The sequence below is a fragment of the Xanthomonas sp. genome, assembly GCF_017163755.1.
GTDB lineage: Bacteria > Pseudomonadota > Gammaproteobacteria > Xanthomonadales > Xanthomonadaceae > Xanthomonas_A.
This window is the reverse complement of the sequence record NZ_JAFIWC010000001.1, coordinates 237,809-253,052: the sequence shown is the minus strand read 5'-3', so window position 1 is coordinate 253,052 and position 15,244 is coordinate 237,809. Positions and strand designations below refer to the sequence as shown.

Genomic DNA, 15,244 nt, shown 5'->3' with positions numbered 1-15,244 from the left:
TCGTCATGGCCACCGCGCATCCTCCCGCACGTTCCCGTCCCGGCGCCGTCGCGCGCGGCGTCCATCGCCAGCGCGGCGGGCGCGGCGCGTCGGCGCAGGACCTGATCGCGGCCGAGGTGCCGGTGGCGTTCGCCTACAACGGCGCGCCGTTCGTGGTGATGATGGCCACGCCCGAGGACCTGGAGGATTTCGCGCTGGGCTTCAGCCTCAGCGAGGGCATCGTCGCGGCGCCGGCTCAATTGCGCGTGGTCTCGGTCGATACCTATCTGGAAGGCGTGTCGCTGGAGCTGGAAATTCCCGCGGCGCAGGCCGCGGCGCTGGCGGCGCGGCGGCGCAACCTGCAGGGGCGCAGCGGCTGCGGGGTGTGCGGCAGCGAGTCGATCGAGGCGGTGCTGCGCGCGCCGGCGCAGGTCGCCGGCGGCCCCGCGGTGGCGGCGGCGGCGTTGGCGCGCGCATTGCGCGAGCTGCGCCGGCAGCAGCCGCTCAATGCGCTCACCGGCGCCACCCATGCCGCCGGCTGGGCCGATGCCGACGGGCGGCTGCGGCTGGTGCGCGAGGACGTGGGCCGGCACAACGCGCTGGACAAGCTGATCGGCGCGATGGCGGTCGCTGCGATCGACCCGCGCAGCGGCTTCGCCGTGGTCACCAGCCGCGCCAGCTACGAGATGGCGATGAAGGCCGCGCAGGCCGGCATCCCGCTGCTGGCGGCCATTTCCGCACCCACCGCGCTGGCGATCTCGCTGGCCGACAGCGCCGGCCTGACCCTGGTCGGCTTCGCCCGCGACCACGATTACGTCGTCTACAGCCATCCGCAGCGCCTGAACCAGGCCGAGCACGCCGGAGAGCCCGCATGAGCAAGAAGACCATCCAGCCTTACAACAACCCCGCCGGGGGCTGGGGCGCGCTGCGCGCCGTCGCCCGGCACCTGATGGAGCAGGACGTGGCGGTGCAGGGGGCCAAGACCCTGTTGCACGCCAACCAGCCCGACGGCTTCGACTGCCCCGGCTGCGCCTGGCCCGACCGCGACCACACCTCGACCTTCGAATTCTGCGAGAACGGCGCCAAGGCGGTGGCCGCCGAATCCACCGCGCGCCGCGCCACGCCGGAACTGTTCGCGCAGTACAGCGTCGCGCAGCTGGCCAAGTACAGCGACTACTGGCTCGAAGGGCAGGGCCGGCTGACCCATCCGCTGCGCTACGACGCGGCCAGCGACCACTACGTGCCGGTGGGCTGGGACGAGGCGTTCGCGCTGATCGCCGGCCACCTGAACGGGCTGGCCTCGCCGGACGAGGCGATCTTCTACACCTCCGGGCGCACCAGCAACGAAGCGGCGTTCCTGTACCAGCTGTTCGTGCGCGAATTCGGCACCAACAACTTCCCGGACTGCTCGAACATGTGCCACGAGCCGTCCGGCACCGCGCTGAAGTCGCAGATCGGCGTGGGCAAGGGCACCGTGTCGCTGCACGACTTCGAACTGGCCGACGCGATCTTCATCTTCGGCCAGAACCCGGGCACCAACCATCCGCGCATGCTCGGCGAGCTGCGCCAGGCGGCCAAGCGCGGCGCGGCGATCGTCTCGTTCAACCCGCTGCGCGAGCGCGGGCTGGAGAAGTTCGCCGACCCGCAGGACAAGCTGCAGATGCTGCACAACGGCTCCACGCGGATCTCCTCGGACTATTTCCAGCTGAAGATCGGCGGCGACCTGGCGGCGGTGAAGGGCATCATCAAGCACGTGCTCGAGCGCGACGCCGAGGCCGCGCGCCAGGCGCAGCCGCGCCTGCTGGACCTGGAGTTCATCACCCGGCACACCGCCAACTTCGACGCGTTCGCCGCCGAGGTGATCGCCGAGCCGTGGGAGGTCATCGTCACCGAATCGGGGCTGAGCGAGGCCGAGCTGCGCCGCGCCGGGGAGATCTACCTGAAGTCCGAGCGGCTGATCGCCTGCTGGGGCATGGGCATCACCCAGCACAAGCATTCGGTGGCGACGATCCACATGATCACCAACCTGCTGCTGCTGCGCGGGCACCTCGGCCGCCCCGGCGCCGGCGCCTGCCCGGTGCGCGGGCACAGCAACGTGCAGGGCGACCGCACGATGATGATCTACGAAAAGCCGCCGGCCGCGTTCCTGGACCGCGTGCAGGAGGTGTTCGGCTTCGCGCCGCCGCGCGAGCCCGGCTATGACACGGTGGGGGCGATCGAGGCAATGCTCGACGGGCGCGCCAGGACCTTCTTCGGCATGGGCGGCAATTTCGCCACCGCCACGCCGGACACCGAGGCCACGCACCGCGCGCTGCGCAGGTGCGATCTCACCGTGCACGTGACCACCAAGCTCAACCGCAGCCACCTGGTGCACGGGCGCGACGCGCTGATCCTGCCGTGCCTGGGGCGCACCGAGATCGATATCCAGCAGGCCGGGCCGCAGGCGGTCACCGTGGAGGACTCGATGAGCATGGTGCACCTGTCGGCCGGCATCAATCCGCCGGCATCGCCGGAGCTGCTGTCCGAACCGGCGATCGTGGCGCGGCTGGCCGAGGCCACGCTGGGCGCGCGCAGCGCGATCCGCTGGCGCTGGCTGGTCGGCGACTACGACCGCATCCGCGACCTGATCGCGCAGGTGTTCGACGACTTCGCCGACTTCAACCGGCGCGTGCGCGTGCCCGGGGGCTTCCGCCTGTCCAACACCGCGCGCGATCGCCAGTGGATCACCCCGGAAGGGCGCGCGGTGTTCAAGGCGCACGCGGTGCCCACCGACAATCCGATCCATCGCGCGCGCCAGGCGCGCGGCGCGCAGCCGGTGTTCACCCTGGCCACCACGCGTTCGCACGACCAGTACAACACCACGATCTACGGCCTGGACGACCGCTACCGCGGCGTGTTCGGCGAGCGCCGGGTGCTGTTCATCAACGCCGAGGACATCGCCGAACTGGGCATGCGCGCCGGCGACTGGGTGGACCTGGAAAGCCTGTGCGAGGACCAGGTGCGCCGCCAGGCCAAGCGCTTCCTGCTGGTCGAATACAACATCCCGCGCGGCTGCCTGGCGGCCTACTACCCGGAGACCAACGCGCTGGTGCCGTTGTCCAGCTTCGCCGACGAGGCGCGCACGCCCACCTCCAAGTCGATCCCGGTGGTGGTGACGCCGCACCTGGCCGAGGTCGCCGACGCGTCGCCGCGCGACATCGGTGTGGCGCTTGTCCGCTGACCCGGCGCTGACCCAGGCGCTGCTCGACGCGCTGGCGCGCGAGCCGGAAGGCGTGTCGCTGGCGCGGCTGTGCAAGCGCCTGGGCGTGCGCATGAGCGTGCTGCTGCGCACGCTGGCCTGGCTGGGCGATGCGACCCTGGACGGGCGGGCCGGGCCGGGCTGGATCCGCGTCGAGCAGCGCGGCGAGCGCGAGGTGGCGACGCTGACCGCGGCCGGGCGCGCGCAGCTGCCGCGTTGAGCGTCGCGGGCGGCGCCAGGTGCGCTGCTCGAGCCTTCCGTGCATCGAAAACGCGCCGAGTCGCCAAGCGATCCGGGCCGTGCGGCGCAGTGGGCGCCGCTGCTGCGCAAGATGAAGGCCGGCCACGTCGTGCGAGCGGCTCCCGACGGCCTTCGGCCATCGGTCGCGACAGGCCGGCGAAGCTGCCGCGATCGACCCGCAGCTGCCCCGGCGCGCTTCAAAAAGGTTCTCGCCACCCGTAGGCGGATGAGAGAAGTCGCTTTTGCGACAGCGCCTCGCGCGCCCAGCGCTGTGCCGTGCTGGTGGTGATGAAGCGTAGCTGCACGCGCCTGCCGCTGCGCGCCGGCGCGGCGCGCATCGGCGTCGTGGACATGGCCTTGCATCCACGGATCGCCATCCAGGCAGCGCGAGCCCCGGCCAGCGATCGGACGTCGATGGCACGCGCAAGTGCCTGCGCCACCGCGGCGCAAGAAGGCGCCATGGTTGCACCGGCAACCGTCGCGCGCATCGCGCGCACTGGCGATGCGCGCGATGCGGCGCCGTTGCCGATCTGCCAGAATCGGCCGGCTTTCCGTCCGAACCCGCGCACATGACCGTTGCCGCATCTTCCGCCACGCCATCCAATTCGCCGCGCCGCGTGCTGCTGGCCAGCCTGATCGGCACCACCATCGAGTTCTTCGATTTCTACATCTACGCCACCGCCGCGGTGCTGGTGTTCCCGACGCTGTTCTTCCCGTCCGGCGACCCGAGCGCGGCGACGCTGCAGTCGCTGGCCACCTTCGCCGTGGCCTTCGTCGCCCGCCCGGTGGGCTCGGCGCTGTTCGGCCACTTCGGCGACCGCATCGGCCGCAAGGCCACGCTGGTGGCGGCGCTGCTGACGATGGGCCTGTCCACGGTGGCGATCGGCCTGCTGCCCAGCTATGCCAGCATCGGCGTGCTGGCGCCGGCGCTACTGGCGCTGTGCCGCTTCGGCCAGGGCCTGGGATTGGGCGGGGAGTGGGGCGGGGCGGTGCTGCTGGCCACCGAGAACGCGCCGCCGGGCAAGCGCGCGTGGTACGGCATGTTCCCGCAGCTGGGCGCGCCGCTGGGGTTCCTGTTGTCGTCGGGCATCTTCCTGCTGCTGGATGCGCTGCTCAGCGACGCGCAGTTCATGGCCTGGGGCTGGCGGATCCCGTTCGTGGCCAGTTCGCTGCTGGTGTTCGTCGGCCTGTGGGTGCGCCTGCGCATCCACGAGACCCCGGATTTCCAGCGCGCGCTGGACCGCAACGAGCGCGTCGGCCTGCCGATGTGGACGGTGGTTTCGCGCCACGCCGGCGCGCTGCTGCTCGGCACGCTGGGCGTGTTCGCCACGTTCGTGCTGTTCTACCTGATGACCGTGTTCGCGCTGGGCTACGGCACGTCGGTGCTCGGCTACAGCCGCGAGCAGTTCCTGCTGCTGCAGATGCTCGGCATCCTGTTCTTCGCCGCCGGGATCCCGCTGTCGGCGGCCTATGGCGACCGCCGCAACACGCGCCTGGCGATGATCGTGGCCAGCGTGGCGATTGTGCTGTTCGGGCTGGGGTTCGCGCCGCTGTTCCAGGCCGGGCAGCCGTGGCAGGTGCTGGCGTTCCTGTCGCTGGGGTTCTTCTTCATGGGCCTGACCTATGGCCCGTGCGGCACGCTGCTGGCCGAGCTGTACCCGGTGCCGGTGCGCTATACCGGCGCGTCGCTGTCGTTCAACCTGGCCGGCATCCTCGGCGCGGCGCCGGCGCCGTACGTGGCCACGTGGCTGGCCAAGACCTACGGCCTGGCCTGGGTCGGCTACTACCTCAGCGCGGCGGCGGCGCTGACCCTGCTGGCGCTGCTGGCCATCCGCGCCGCGCGCCGCTGAGTGGCCGGCGGCGGCGCCGCGGCGGCCTCACCACAGCGCATCGCGCAGCTTGTACCAGGACATCGCCGCGACCAGTAGCGGCATGCGCAGCCAGCGCCCGCCCGGGAACGCGGCATGCGGGATCCGCGCGAAGCGGTCCAGCCGCTGCGACTGCCCGGCGATGGCCTCGGCGATGACCTCGCCGGCCAGGCCGGTGGCGGCCACGCCATGGCCGGAGAATCCCTGCGCGAAGTACACGTTGCTGCCCAGCCGGCCCCAGTGCGGGGCGCGGTTGCGGGTGATGTCGACATAGCCGCCCCACACGTAGTCCAGCTCCACCTTCGCCAGTTGCGGAAACACCCGGCGCATGCGCCGGGTCATCACCTCGCGCAGGCCGCGCGGCGGCAGCGACGAATAGCTGGCGCGGCCGCCGAACAGCAGGCGGTGGTCGCGGCTGAGGCGGAAATAGTCCAGCGCCCAGTTCACGTCGGCCACCGCCATGTCGTTGCCGATCAGTGCGCGCGCCAGCGCCGGGCCCAGCGGGGCGCTGGCGCCGATGTAGGTGCCCACCGGCATCATCCGCGATTCCAGTTCCGGGGCGATGCCGCGCAACCAGGCGTTGCCGGCGACGACGGCGAACTCGCCGCGCGCCTGGCCCAGCGCGGTACGCAGCAGCGGACGCGGGCCGCGCACCAGTTCCAGCACCGGCGATTGTTCGTAGATGCGCACGCCGGCGGCCAGCGCCGCGCGCGCCAGGCCGCGCGCGTAGTCCAGCGGATGCAGGTGGCCGCTGGCCGGGTCGTACATCGCGCCGATGTAGCGCTCGCTCGGCAGCTGCGCATGCAGTTGCGCGCGGTCCCACCATTGCAGCGGATAGTCGTAGCGCTGCGCCATCTCCACGATGCCCGCGCGCAGCGCGCGTTCCTGGCGCGGCTTGATCGCCACGTGGGCATGGCCGTCGCGCCAGTCGCAGGCGATGGCATGGCGCTCGATGCGCTGGCGCAGCCGGCGCATGCCGTCGCGCGAGTAGTCGAACAGGATCCGTGCCTCGTCGGCGCCGAGCAGCCGTTCCAGCACGTGCTGGTCGCAGCCGTAGCCGACGATGGCCTGGCCGCCGTTGCGCCCGGACGCGCCCCAGCCCACGCGCTGGGCCTCCAGCACCACCACCCGGTAGCCGGCCTCGGCCAGCGCAAGCGCCGCGCTGAGCCCGGTGTAGCCGGCGCCGAGAATGCACACGTCGGCCTGCACCTCGCCACGCAGCGGCGGCTGCGGCGGAAACGGGGCGGCGCTGTCGGTGTACCACGAGGAGCCGAGAACCTGAGCGCCATGTCCGATCGTCACGATGAGTTGCAACGCGCGTCCAGCCCCCCCGGTCCCTGGTCCCCGGTCCCGGCTCAACATTCACACCGTCCGCAAATACCACCGATAGTCCAGGTCGCTCACCTGCGCGTGGAAATCCAGCATCTCGCGCCGTTTCTGCTGGCCGTAGACGTGGCGGAAGCGTTCGCCGAAGTGCTCGGCGGCGAACGCGCTGGACAGGAAGCGCTGGATCGCGCCGCGCCAGTCCGGCTCGCGCGGCGTGGTCTGCGCGTAGGCGTTGCCGCTGACCGGCGCGCCGGGGTCCAGGCGCTGCCGCAGGCCCAGTTCGATGCCGGCCAGCACCGCCGCGGCGACCAGGTAGGGATTGGCGTCGGCGCCGGCGATGCGGTGTTCGATGCGGGTGTTGGCCGGGTCGCTGTGCGGCACGCGCATCGCCACGGTGCGGTTGTTGAAGCCCCAGCTGTCGTTGAGCGGCACGAAGGCGTTGGGCACGAAGCGCCGGTAGCTGTTGGCGTGCGGGGCGAACAGCAGCAGGCTGTCGTCGGCGCTGCGCTGCAGGCCGCCGATGGCATGGCGCAGGGCGTCGGCCGGGGCCTGTTCGGTGCCGGCGAAGACGTTGCCGCCGGTTTCGTCGAGCAGGCTCACGTGCAGGTGCAAGCCGCTGCCGGACTGCTCGGCGAACGGCTTGGCCATGAAGCTGGCGAGCAGGCCCTGCTGCTGCGCGATGGCCTTGATCGCGCGCTTGAGCAGTAGCGCGTCGTCGCACGCGGCCAGCGCGTCGTCACGGTGCTTGAGGTTGATCTCGAACTGGCCCGGCGCGTACTCGGCCACCGCGGTGTCGGCGGGAATGCCTTGCGCGCGGCACGCCTGCGCGACCGCGTCGGTGAAACCGCGCTGGTCGTCCAGCTCCTGCATGTAGTAGACCTGGGTGCTGTCGTTGCGCAGCCCGGTGTGCGCCTGCAGCGGCGGCTGCGGTCGGCCATGCGCGTCGGCGCGCGGGTCGAACAGGTAGAACTCCAGCTCCACCGCAACCACCGGGGTGAGCCCGCGCGCGCGCAGCCGCGCCAGCACCCGTGCCAGCACCTCGCGCGGGGCGAAATCGAGGCGGCCGCCGGCGCCGTCGCCCATCGCCAGCAGCAGTTGCGCCGACGGCACCGGCGCCCACGGCACCGGCCGCAGCGTGCCCGGCAGCGGGAAGCACAGCCGGTCCTCGTCGCCGATGGCATAGCCCAGCCCGGTCTCCTCGACGGTATTGCCGGTGATGTCGGTGGCGATCAGCGACATCGGCAGGCACACGCCGTCGCGGTAGACCTTGTCCAGCGCCTCGCGGGTGACGCGCTTGCCGCGCAGCAGGCCGTTGCCGTCCGGCAGCAGCAGGTCGATCTGCTCGCAGCCATCGATCCGCTGCAGGGTCAGGGCGTCGTCCGGGGGCAGGGGCGTGGCGTCGTGCGTGCGGGTCATGGCAGCGGCCTGCGGGAGTGGCCCGAGCTTAGCAGAGCCGTGCCTGCGTCAAGAATACTCAACAGCGGCGCGCAGGCGGGGTGGCACGGGCCGATCGGTGGCGGTGCAGGCGCGCGCGGACATCGGCCCGGCGCGGCGGCGGGCGCCTGCAAATCCGCGGCCTGGCAGGCGCCAAGGCGGCTCCAACGGCACCGCGGCCGCGCTCGCCACGCACATGAACGCCCGCGCCAGCGACGCTGCGTGTTGTAAAAATAAAACGCCCGGAGTAAGTTGCCGCGACGCCACACGAGTACTTCGCATGGCCGTATCGCCCCTGGTCGGATTGCCTACCGACCGCACATCCATCGGCGCGCATCCGTTCCTGGTGACCGGGGAAAAATACCTGCGCGCGGCGATCGACGGCGCCGGCGTCGCCCCCGTGCTGCTGCCGTCGCTGCAGCCGCCGGTCCTGGCGCGCGACTGGCTGACGCGCCTGGATGGGCTGCTGCTGACCGGCGCGACCAGCAACATCGAACCGCACCACTACAGCGACGAACCCAGCTGGGCCGGCAACCCGCATGATCCGGCGCGCGACATCAACGCGCTGGAGCTGATCCCGCAGGCGATCGCGATGGGGGTGCCGATCCTGGCGATCTGCCGCGGCTTCCAGGAAGTCAACGTCGCGCTCGGCGGCGCCTTGCACCAGAAGGTGCATGAGGTCGCCGGCCTGGCCGACCACCGCGAGGATCCGCAGGCGCCGCTGGACCGGCAGTACGGGCCGGCGCACGAGGTGATCCTCAGCCCCGGCGGCTGGCTGGCCGAGATCGCCGGCGCCGAGCGGGCGCGGGTCAATTCGCTGCACGGCCAGGGCGTGGCCCGGCTCGGCGGCGACCTGATCGTCGAGGCGTGGGCGCCGGACGGATTGATCGAGGCGTTCCGCGGCATCGGCCCGGGCTTCCTGCTCGGCGTGCAATGGCACCCGGAATGGCGCGTGCTCGACGACGCATTCTATCTGGGCATCTTCCAGACCTTCGGCGACGCCTGTCGCCATTACGCGGCCCGCCGCAAACCCTAGAAGTCCCCCATGGCCACCCGATCGCGCTCCCGCAAGAACACGCCCGAACAGCAGGAAAGCTCGCTGCGGCGATGGCTGAAGGACCGGCACATCACCGAAGTCGAGTGCCTGGTGCCGGACATCACCGGCAACGCGCGCGGCAAGATCATCCCCGCGGCCAAGTTCTCGCACGACTACGGCACGCGGCTGCCCGAGGGCATCTTCGCCACCACCGTCACCGGCGACTACCCGGACGACTACTACGAACTGACCTCGCCGTCGGATTCGGACATGCAGCTGCGCCCGGACCCGGACACGGTACGGATGGTGCCATGGGCCGCCGACCCCACCGCGCAGGTGATCCACGACTGCTACACCAAGGAGGGCCAGCCGCACGAACTGGCGCCGCGCAACGTGCTGCGGCGCGTGCTCGAGGCCTACACCGAGCTGGGCTACAAGCCGGTGGTGGCGCCGGAGCTGGAGTTCTTCCTGGTGCAGAAGAACACCGACCCGGATTTCCCGCTGCTGCCGCCGGCCGGGCGCTCGGGCCGGCCGGAGACCGCGCGGCAGTCGTATTCGATCGACGCGGTCAACGAGTTCGACCCGATCCTGGACCTGATGTACGACTACTGCGACGCGATGGAACTGGACGTGGACACGCTGATCCACGAATCCGGCGCGGCGCAGCTGGAGGTGAACTTCACCCACGCCGACGCGCTGTCGCGCGCCGACCAGGTGTTCCTGTTCAAGCGCACGATGCGCGAGGCGGCGATGCGTCATGGCGTCTACGCCACGTTCCTGGCCAAGCCGATGGAGAACGAGCCGGGCAGCGCGATGCACATCCACCAGAGCCTGGTCGACCTGAAGCGCGGCAAGAACGTGTTCAGCGGCCGCCGCGCCGGCGAGTACAGCCGCGTCTTCGCGCACTACCTGGGCGGCCTGCAGAAGTACGTGCCGATGGCGATGGCGTTCTTCGCGCCGAACGTCAACTCGTACCGGCGGCTGATGTTCGGCGAGGTGTCGCCGAGCAACGTGCTGTGGGGCTTCGACAATCGCACCTGCGGGCTGCGGGTGCCGATCGACACGATCGAGAACATGCGCGTGGAGAGCCGTTTCGCCGGCTCCGACGCCAATCCGTACCTGGCGATGGCCGCGACGCTGGCCTGCGGCCTGCTGGGCATGCGCGAGAAACTGGAGCCGACCGCGCCGACCACCGGCAGCGGCAAGGAGATGGGCTACAACCTGCCGCGCTCGCTGGGCGAGGCGTTGGACGAGCTGGAGCGCTGCAAGCCGATGCAGGAGCTGCTCGGGCCGCGCTTCGTGCGCGCCTACATCTCGGTCAAGCGCAAAGAGTACGAGACGTTCTTCCGGGTGATCAGCTCGTGGGAGCGAGAGTTCCTGCTGCTGAACGTGTGAGGCCGCCATCGGCTAGTGGTGGCGGCTTGAAAGAGAGCGCCATCTCACCAGCATTTGCTGTTGCTGTTGCTGTTGCTGTTGCTGGTGCTGTTGCTCTGGCTGTTGCTTGTCGCTTTTGACTTACCGGGTTCCCTTCCGCAGCGGCGGCCGTGGTGGGGAAAAACCCCGCAGGGGCGGCGCACATGGATGTGCGCCGTTCGCGGCAGGGGCAGGATGCCCCTTCCGCGAATCCCCGCCGCGGACGCGGACCTGGAGCGCGCAGCGCGGAAGGCGCGAGGACAGGGCGTGCTTTCTTTTGGTTACCTTTTCTTTGCACGAGCAAAGAAAAGTAACTCGCCCGTTAGGGCGAAAGCTTTTGCATTGATTTGTTTTAAGCCTTGAGCAACAGCAACAGCAACAGCTTCCGCTGACGCGGGTCACTTTTCTTTGCTTGTGCAAAGAAAAGTAACCAAAAGAAAGCACACCCTGCCTTCGCGCCCTCCGCGCTGCGCGCTCCGGGTCCGCGAACCGGACGGGATCCGCGGAAGGGGCATCCTGCCCCTGCCGCGGACGGCGCACATCCCTGTGCGCCGCCCTTCGGGTTTTTCCCGCCCGGTTCGCCGCTACGGAAGGGAACCCGGTAAGTCAAAAGCAACAAGCAACAACGAGAGCAACAGCAACGGCGAGAGCAACAGCCAGGGCAACAGCAACAGCCAGGGAAAATGCTAGAACAACAGCAACAGCACGGCAACAGCGGCGCACCTATGGAGTCGATATGGATCGGATAGACACACTCGCCCTGCAGCAGCTCGATGCCGCGCATCACCTGCACCCGTTCAACGACAACGCCGCGCTGGCGGCGAAGGGCACCCGCATCCTCACCCGCGGCGAAGGCGCCTACGTATGGGACGCCGACGGCAACAAGCTGCTCGACGCCTTCGCCGGGCTGTGGTGCGTCAACGTCGGCTACGGGCGCAAGGAACTGGGCCAGGCCGCGGCACGGCAGATGGAACAGCTGGCCTACTACAACAGCTTCTTCCAGTGCACCACCGAGCCCACCATCCGCCTGTCGGCCAAGCTCGCCGAGCTGGCCCCCGGCGACCTGGAGTACGCGTTCTTCACCAACTCCGGCTCCGAGGCCAACGACACCATCGTGCGCTTGGTGCGGCATTTCTGGGCGGTGCAGGACCAGCCGCAGAAGACCATCTTCATCGGCCGCCACGACGGCTACCACGGCACCACCATGGCCGGCGCCAGCCTCGGCGGCATGAAGGGCATGCACCGCCAGGGCGGGCTGCCGATTCCCGACATCCACCATATCGACCCGCCATACCCATTCGGCGACGGCGGCGAGCTGGACCCGGAGGAATACGGGCTGCTGGCCGCGCGCCGGCTGGAGGACAAGATCCTGGAACTGGGCCCGCAGCGCGTGGCCGCGTTCATCGGCGAGCCGATCATGGGCGCGATCGGGGTGTACATCCCGCCGCGCAGCTACTGGCCGGAGATCGAGCGCATCTGCCGCCGCTACGACGTGCTGCTGGTCGCCGACGAGGTGATCTGCGGCTTCGGCCGCACCGGCGAATGGTTCGGCTCGCAGCACTTCGGCTTCCAGCCGGACGTGATGACCATCGCCAAGGGCATCACCTCCGGCTACATCCCGCTGGGCGCGGCGATGTTCAACCGGCGCGTGGCCACCGTGCTGAAGGAGCAGGGCGGCGAGCTGGCGCACGGCTGCACCTATTCCGGGCATCCGGTGTGCGCGGCGGTGGCGCTGGAGAACCTGCGCCTGCTGCAGGACGAAGGCATCGTCGAGCGCGCGCGCAGCGAGATCGCGCCTTACCTGGCGCAGCGCTGGGCCGAGCTGGGCGAGCACCGGCTGGTCGGCCAGGCGCGCATCGTCGGCATGATCGGGGCGCTGGAGCTGGTGCCGGACAAGCCGCGCCGGCACTACTTCGCCGATCGCGGCCGGGTCGGCGCGCTGTGCCGGGACAACGCGCTGCGCCACGGCCTGATCCTGCGCGCGACCCACGACGCGATGCTGCTGTCGCCGCCGCTGATCATCACCCGCGAGCAGGTCGACGAGCTGTTCGACAAGGCCTGGCGGGCGCTGGACGACACCGCCGCGGCGCTGGGCAAAGCCGCCGGCGCTGGGTAGTCTGGGCGCGGGCCGCGGGACCGCGCGGCGTGTATCTTCCGATCTTCCCCCATGGACCTGCGGAGACCTGCGATGAAGCTGCGACTGCTCACTCTTTCCCTTTCCGCGGCGCTGCTCGCCTCCTGCGGCGGTTCCGACGGCTCCGGCGGTTCCGGCAACGGGCAGGGCGGCAAGCCGGCGGCCGGCGAGGAACAGGTGCTCAACGTCTACAACTATTCGGACTACATCGCCGAGGACACCATCCCCAACTTCGAGAAGGCCAGCGGCATCAAGGTCACCTACGACGTGTTCGACAGCGACGAGATGGTCGAGACCAAGCTGCTGGCCGGCGGCAGCGGCTACGACGTGGTGGTGCCGACGCTGAACTTCTTCGGCCGGCAGATCCAGGCCGGCGTGTTCCTGCCGCTGGACAAGAGCAAGATCCCCAACCTGGCCAACCTGGACCCGCAGATCATGCAGCGCATCGCGCAGCAGGATCCGGGCAACAAGTACGGCGTGCCGTACATGGTCGGCACCACCGGCATCGGCTACAACGTCGACAAGGTCAAGGCCGCGTTCGGCAGCACCGACATCGCCAACAGCTGGGACCTGGTGTTCAAGCCGGAGAACATCGCCAAGCTCAAGGACTGCGGCGTCACCATCCTCGACACCCCGTCGGACCTGATCCCGATCGCGCTGCACTACCAGGGCGAGGATCCGCACACCACCGACACCGCCAAGATCGAGAAGGCCGCCGCGCTGATCAAGGCCATCCGCCCGTACGTGCAGAACTTCCACTCCTCGCAGTACGTGACCTCGCTGGCCAACGGCAGCACCTGCCTGGCGGTGGGCTGGTCGGGCGACATCATCCAGGCGCGCGACCGCGCCGAGGAAGCCAAGAACGGGGTGCAGGTGGCCTATTCGATCCCCAGGGAAGGCGCGCCGCAGTGGTTCGACATGCTGGCCATCCCCAAGGACGCCAAGCATCCGGAGAACGCCTACAAGTTCATCAACCACCTGCTGGCGCCGGAGGTGGCCGCGGCCAACAGCAACTTCATCCACTACGCCAACCCGGTGCCCAAGGCCACCGCGCTGGTGGACGAGGCGATCCGCAACGACCCGACCATCTACCCGCCGCCGGAGGTGTCGGCGAAGATGTTCACCTATTCGATCAATCCGCCGGAAGTGGACAAGCTGTACACGCGGCTGTGGACGGAGATCAAGACCGGCCGTTGAGCCGTTCGGCGATGCTTTCTTCGTCAGGACCAAGGCACGCGCCGCAGACGCGGCGTGTGCCGGCAGTACGGCCGCGCATGCGCGGCCGCCCAGGGGAGGGCCTTCGGGACGCATGCGCGAGGCAGGCGTCCCGCCAACCGCCGTCGCGATGACGGCATGGAGACGACGATGAAGCAGCGGACGGTGGCGGCAGCGTTGGCGGTACTGATGCTGGCCGGGTGCGGGGATGCGGGGCAGGGCGGCGCGGACACCGCGGCCGCCGCGGCGGACGAGCCGAAGCAGCTGAACGTCTACAACTGGTCCGACTACATCGCCGAAGGCACGGTGCCCGGCTTCGAGCGCCACAGCGGGATCCGCGTCACCTACGACGTGTTCGACAGCAACGAGTTGCTGGAGGCCAAGCTGCTGGCCGGCGGCAGCGGCTACGACGTGGTGGTGCCGTCGCTGAGCTTTCTCGGCCGGCAGATCCAGGCAGGCGTGTTCCAGCCGCTGGACAAGCGCAAGATCCCCAACCTGGCCAACCTGGACCCGGCGATGATGCGGCGCATCGCCCAGCAGGACCCGGGCAACGCCTACGCCGTGCCGTACCTGTGGGGCACCACCGGCATCGGCTACAACGTGGACAAGATCCAGGCCGCCTTCGGCAGTACCGAGGTCGTCGGCAGCTGGGACCTGGTGTTCAAGCCGGAGAACCTGGCCAAGCTCAAGGGCTGCGGGGTGACCTTCCTCGATACCGCCTCGGAGATCGTGCCCACGGTGCTGCACTACCTCGGCGAGGACCCGAACAGCACCGATCCGAAGGTGATCGCCAAGGCCGCGGCCAAGCTCGAGGAGCTGCGCCCGTACATCCAGAACTTCCATTCCTCGCAGTACATCGACGCGCTGGCCAAGGGCAGCACCTGCCTGGTGGTGGGCTGGTCCGGCGACATCCTGCAGGCGCGCGACCGTGCCGAGGAGGCCAAGAACGGCGTGCGCATCGCCTATTCGATCCCCAGGGAAGGCGCGCTGCAGTTCTTCGACATGCTGGCGATCCCCAAGGACGCCAAGCATCCGGAGAACGCGCACCGCTTCATCAACTACCTGCTGACCCCGGACGTGGCCGCGGCCAACACCAATTTCGTCAGCTATCCCAATGCGGTGCCGGCGTCCACGGCGATGGTGGACGCGGCGATCAGCGGCGACCGCACCATCTATCCGCCGCCGGAGGTGCAGGCCAAGCTGTTCGCGCTGGCGGTGATGCCGCCGGCGGTGGATCGCCAGTACACGCGGTTGTGGACCGAGCTCAAGACCGGGCGCTGAATCCTGTCCAATCCGGGCCGGCGGCGCGCGTTCAGGCGTGTACGCCGGCCTGCGCGTGCGCGCCGGCCGCAGCGCGGCCG

The 15,244-nt window shown here is 69.9% G+C and carries 12 protein-coding genes; 10 read left to right on the top strand and 2 right to left on the bottom strand.

The window, feature by feature from the left end; translation table 11 throughout:
- Window positions 1-5: 5 nt before the first annotated feature.
- The 5 genes from fdhD to JR065_RS01075 all read left to right on the top strand — a co-directional run bounded on the left by fdhD (window position 6) and on the right by JR065_RS01075 (window position 5,307).
- On the top strand, window positions 6-854 hold the full coding sequence (fdhD, locus tag JR065_RS01095; protein WP_206231468.1) for a formate dehydrogenase accessory sulfurtransferase FdhD: 849 nt from the start codon (window positions 6-8) through the stop codon (window positions 852-854).
- Window positions 851-3,199 carry an FdhF/YdeP family oxidoreductase gene (locus tag JR065_RS01090; protein ID WP_206231467.1) on the top strand — a complete coding sequence of 783 codons (2,349 nt, stop codon included), beginning with the start codon at window positions 851-853 and terminating at the stop codon, window positions 3,197-3,199. Before fdhD ends, JR065_RS01090 begins: the two co-directional genes overlap by 4 nt.
- On the top strand, window positions 3,189-3,437 hold the full coding sequence (locus tag JR065_RS01085; protein WP_206231466.1) for a hypothetical protein: 249 nt from the start codon (window positions 3,189-3,191) through the stop codon (window positions 3,435-3,437). Before JR065_RS01090 ends, JR065_RS01085 begins: the two co-directional genes overlap by 11 nt.
- 296 nt (window positions 3,438-3,733) lie before the next feature.
- Window positions 3,734-4,030, top strand: coding sequence for a hypothetical protein (locus JR065_RS01080; protein WP_206231465.1), 297 nt, complete (start codon window positions 3,734-3,736; stop codon window positions 4,028-4,030).
- Window positions 4,027-5,307: an MFS transporter gene (locus tag JR065_RS01075; RefSeq protein ID WP_206231464.1), complete on the top strand. Its 1,281-nt coding sequence runs from the start codon at window positions 4,027-4,029 to the stop codon at window positions 5,305-5,307. The genes JR065_RS01080 and JR065_RS01075 overlap by 4 nt, the downstream gene beginning before the upstream one ends.
- 27 nt (window positions 5,308-5,334) lie before the next feature.
- On the opposite strand, the gene JR065_RS01070 is transcribed toward JR065_RS01075, so the two are convergent.
- Together JR065_RS01070 and JR065_RS01065 are read right to left on the bottom strand one after the other, a co-directional pair.
- Entirely contained in the window at window positions 5,335-6,534 is a 1,200-nt protein-coding gene (locus JR065_RS01070) for an NAD(P)/FAD-dependent oxidoreductase (RefSeq protein ID WP_429001828.1), read from the bottom strand.
- A gap of 153 nt (window positions 6,535-6,687) precedes the next feature.
- Window positions 6,688-8,067 (bottom strand): glutamine synthetase family protein, encoded by a 1,380-nt coding sequence (locus tag JR065_RS01065; protein WP_206231462.1) that lies wholly within the window; start codon window positions 8,065-8,067, stop codon window positions 6,688-6,690.
- 298 nt (window positions 8,068-8,365) lie between these two features.
- On the opposite strand from JR065_RS01065, the gene JR065_RS01060 reads away from it, so the two are divergent.
- The 5 genes from JR065_RS01060 (at window position 8,366) to JR065_RS01040 (ending at window position 15,164) form a co-directional block, all read left to right on the top strand.
- Window positions 8,366-9,121, top strand: a complete 756-nt coding sequence (locus tag JR065_RS01060; protein ID WP_206231461.1) for a gamma-glutamyl-gamma-aminobutyrate hydrolase family protein — start codon at window positions 8,366-8,368, stop codon at window positions 9,119-9,121.
- A 9-nt stretch (window positions 9,122-9,130) separates the two neighbouring features.
- A complete protein-coding gene (locus JR065_RS01055) occupies window positions 9,131-10,516 on the top strand; it encodes a glutamine synthetase family protein (protein ID WP_206231460.1) in 1,386 nt (461 codons plus the stop codon).
- A 754-nt stretch (window positions 10,517-11,270) separates the two neighbouring features.
- On the top strand, window positions 11,271-12,650 hold the full coding sequence (locus tag JR065_RS01050; RefSeq protein ID WP_206231459.1) for an aspartate aminotransferase family protein: 1,380 nt from the start codon (window positions 11,271-11,273) through the stop codon (window positions 12,648-12,650).
- Window positions 12,651-12,722: 72 nt separating this feature from the next.
- Window positions 12,723-13,865, top strand: a complete 1,143-nt coding sequence (locus JR065_RS01045; protein WP_206231458.1) for a polyamine ABC transporter substrate-binding protein — start codon at window positions 12,723-12,725, stop codon at window positions 13,863-13,865.
- A 168-nt stretch (window positions 13,866-14,033) separates the two neighbouring features.
- Complete coding sequence (locus tag JR065_RS01040) at window positions 14,034-15,164, top strand: polyamine ABC transporter substrate-binding protein (RefSeq protein ID WP_206231457.1); 1,131 nt, start codon at window positions 14,034-14,036, stop codon at window positions 15,162-15,164.
- Window positions 15,165-15,244 lie beyond the last annotated feature (80 nt).

Bases quoted from the DNA above. Each gene is read 5' to 3' on its own strand.
- JR065_RS01090 (WP_206231467.1), top strand. From the start codon at position 851: ATGAGCAAGAAGACCATCCAGCCTTACAACAACCCCGCCGGGGGCTGG.
- JR065_RS01045 (WP_206231458.1), top strand. From the start codon at position 12,723: ATGAAGCTGCGACTGCTCACTCTTTCCCTTTCCGCGGCGCTGCTCGCC.
- JR065_RS01075 (WP_206231464.1), top strand. From the start codon at position 4,027: ATGACCGTTGCCGCATCTTCCGCCACGCCATCCAATTCGCCGCGCCGC.
- JR065_RS01040 (WP_206231457.1), top strand. From the start codon at position 14,034: ATGAAGCAGCGGACGGTGGCGGCAGCGTTGGCGGTACTGATGCTGGCC.
- JR065_RS01065 (WP_206231462.1), bottom strand. From the start codon at position 8,067: ATGACCCGCACGCACGACGCCACGCCCCTGCCCCCGGACGACGCCCTG.
- fdhD (WP_206231468.1), top strand. From the start codon at position 6: ATGGCCACCGCGCATCCTCCCGCACGTTCCCGTCCCGGCGCCGTCGCG.
- JR065_RS01060 (WP_206231461.1), top strand. From the start codon at position 8,366: ATGGCCGTATCGCCCCTGGTCGGATTGCCTACCGACCGCACATCCATC.
- JR065_RS01055 (WP_206231460.1), top strand. From the start codon at position 9,131: ATGGCCACCCGATCGCGCTCCCGCAAGAACACGCCCGAACAGCAGGAA.
- JR065_RS01050 (WP_206231459.1), top strand. From the start codon at position 11,271: ATGGATCGGATAGACACACTCGCCCTGCAGCAGCTCGATGCCGCGCAT.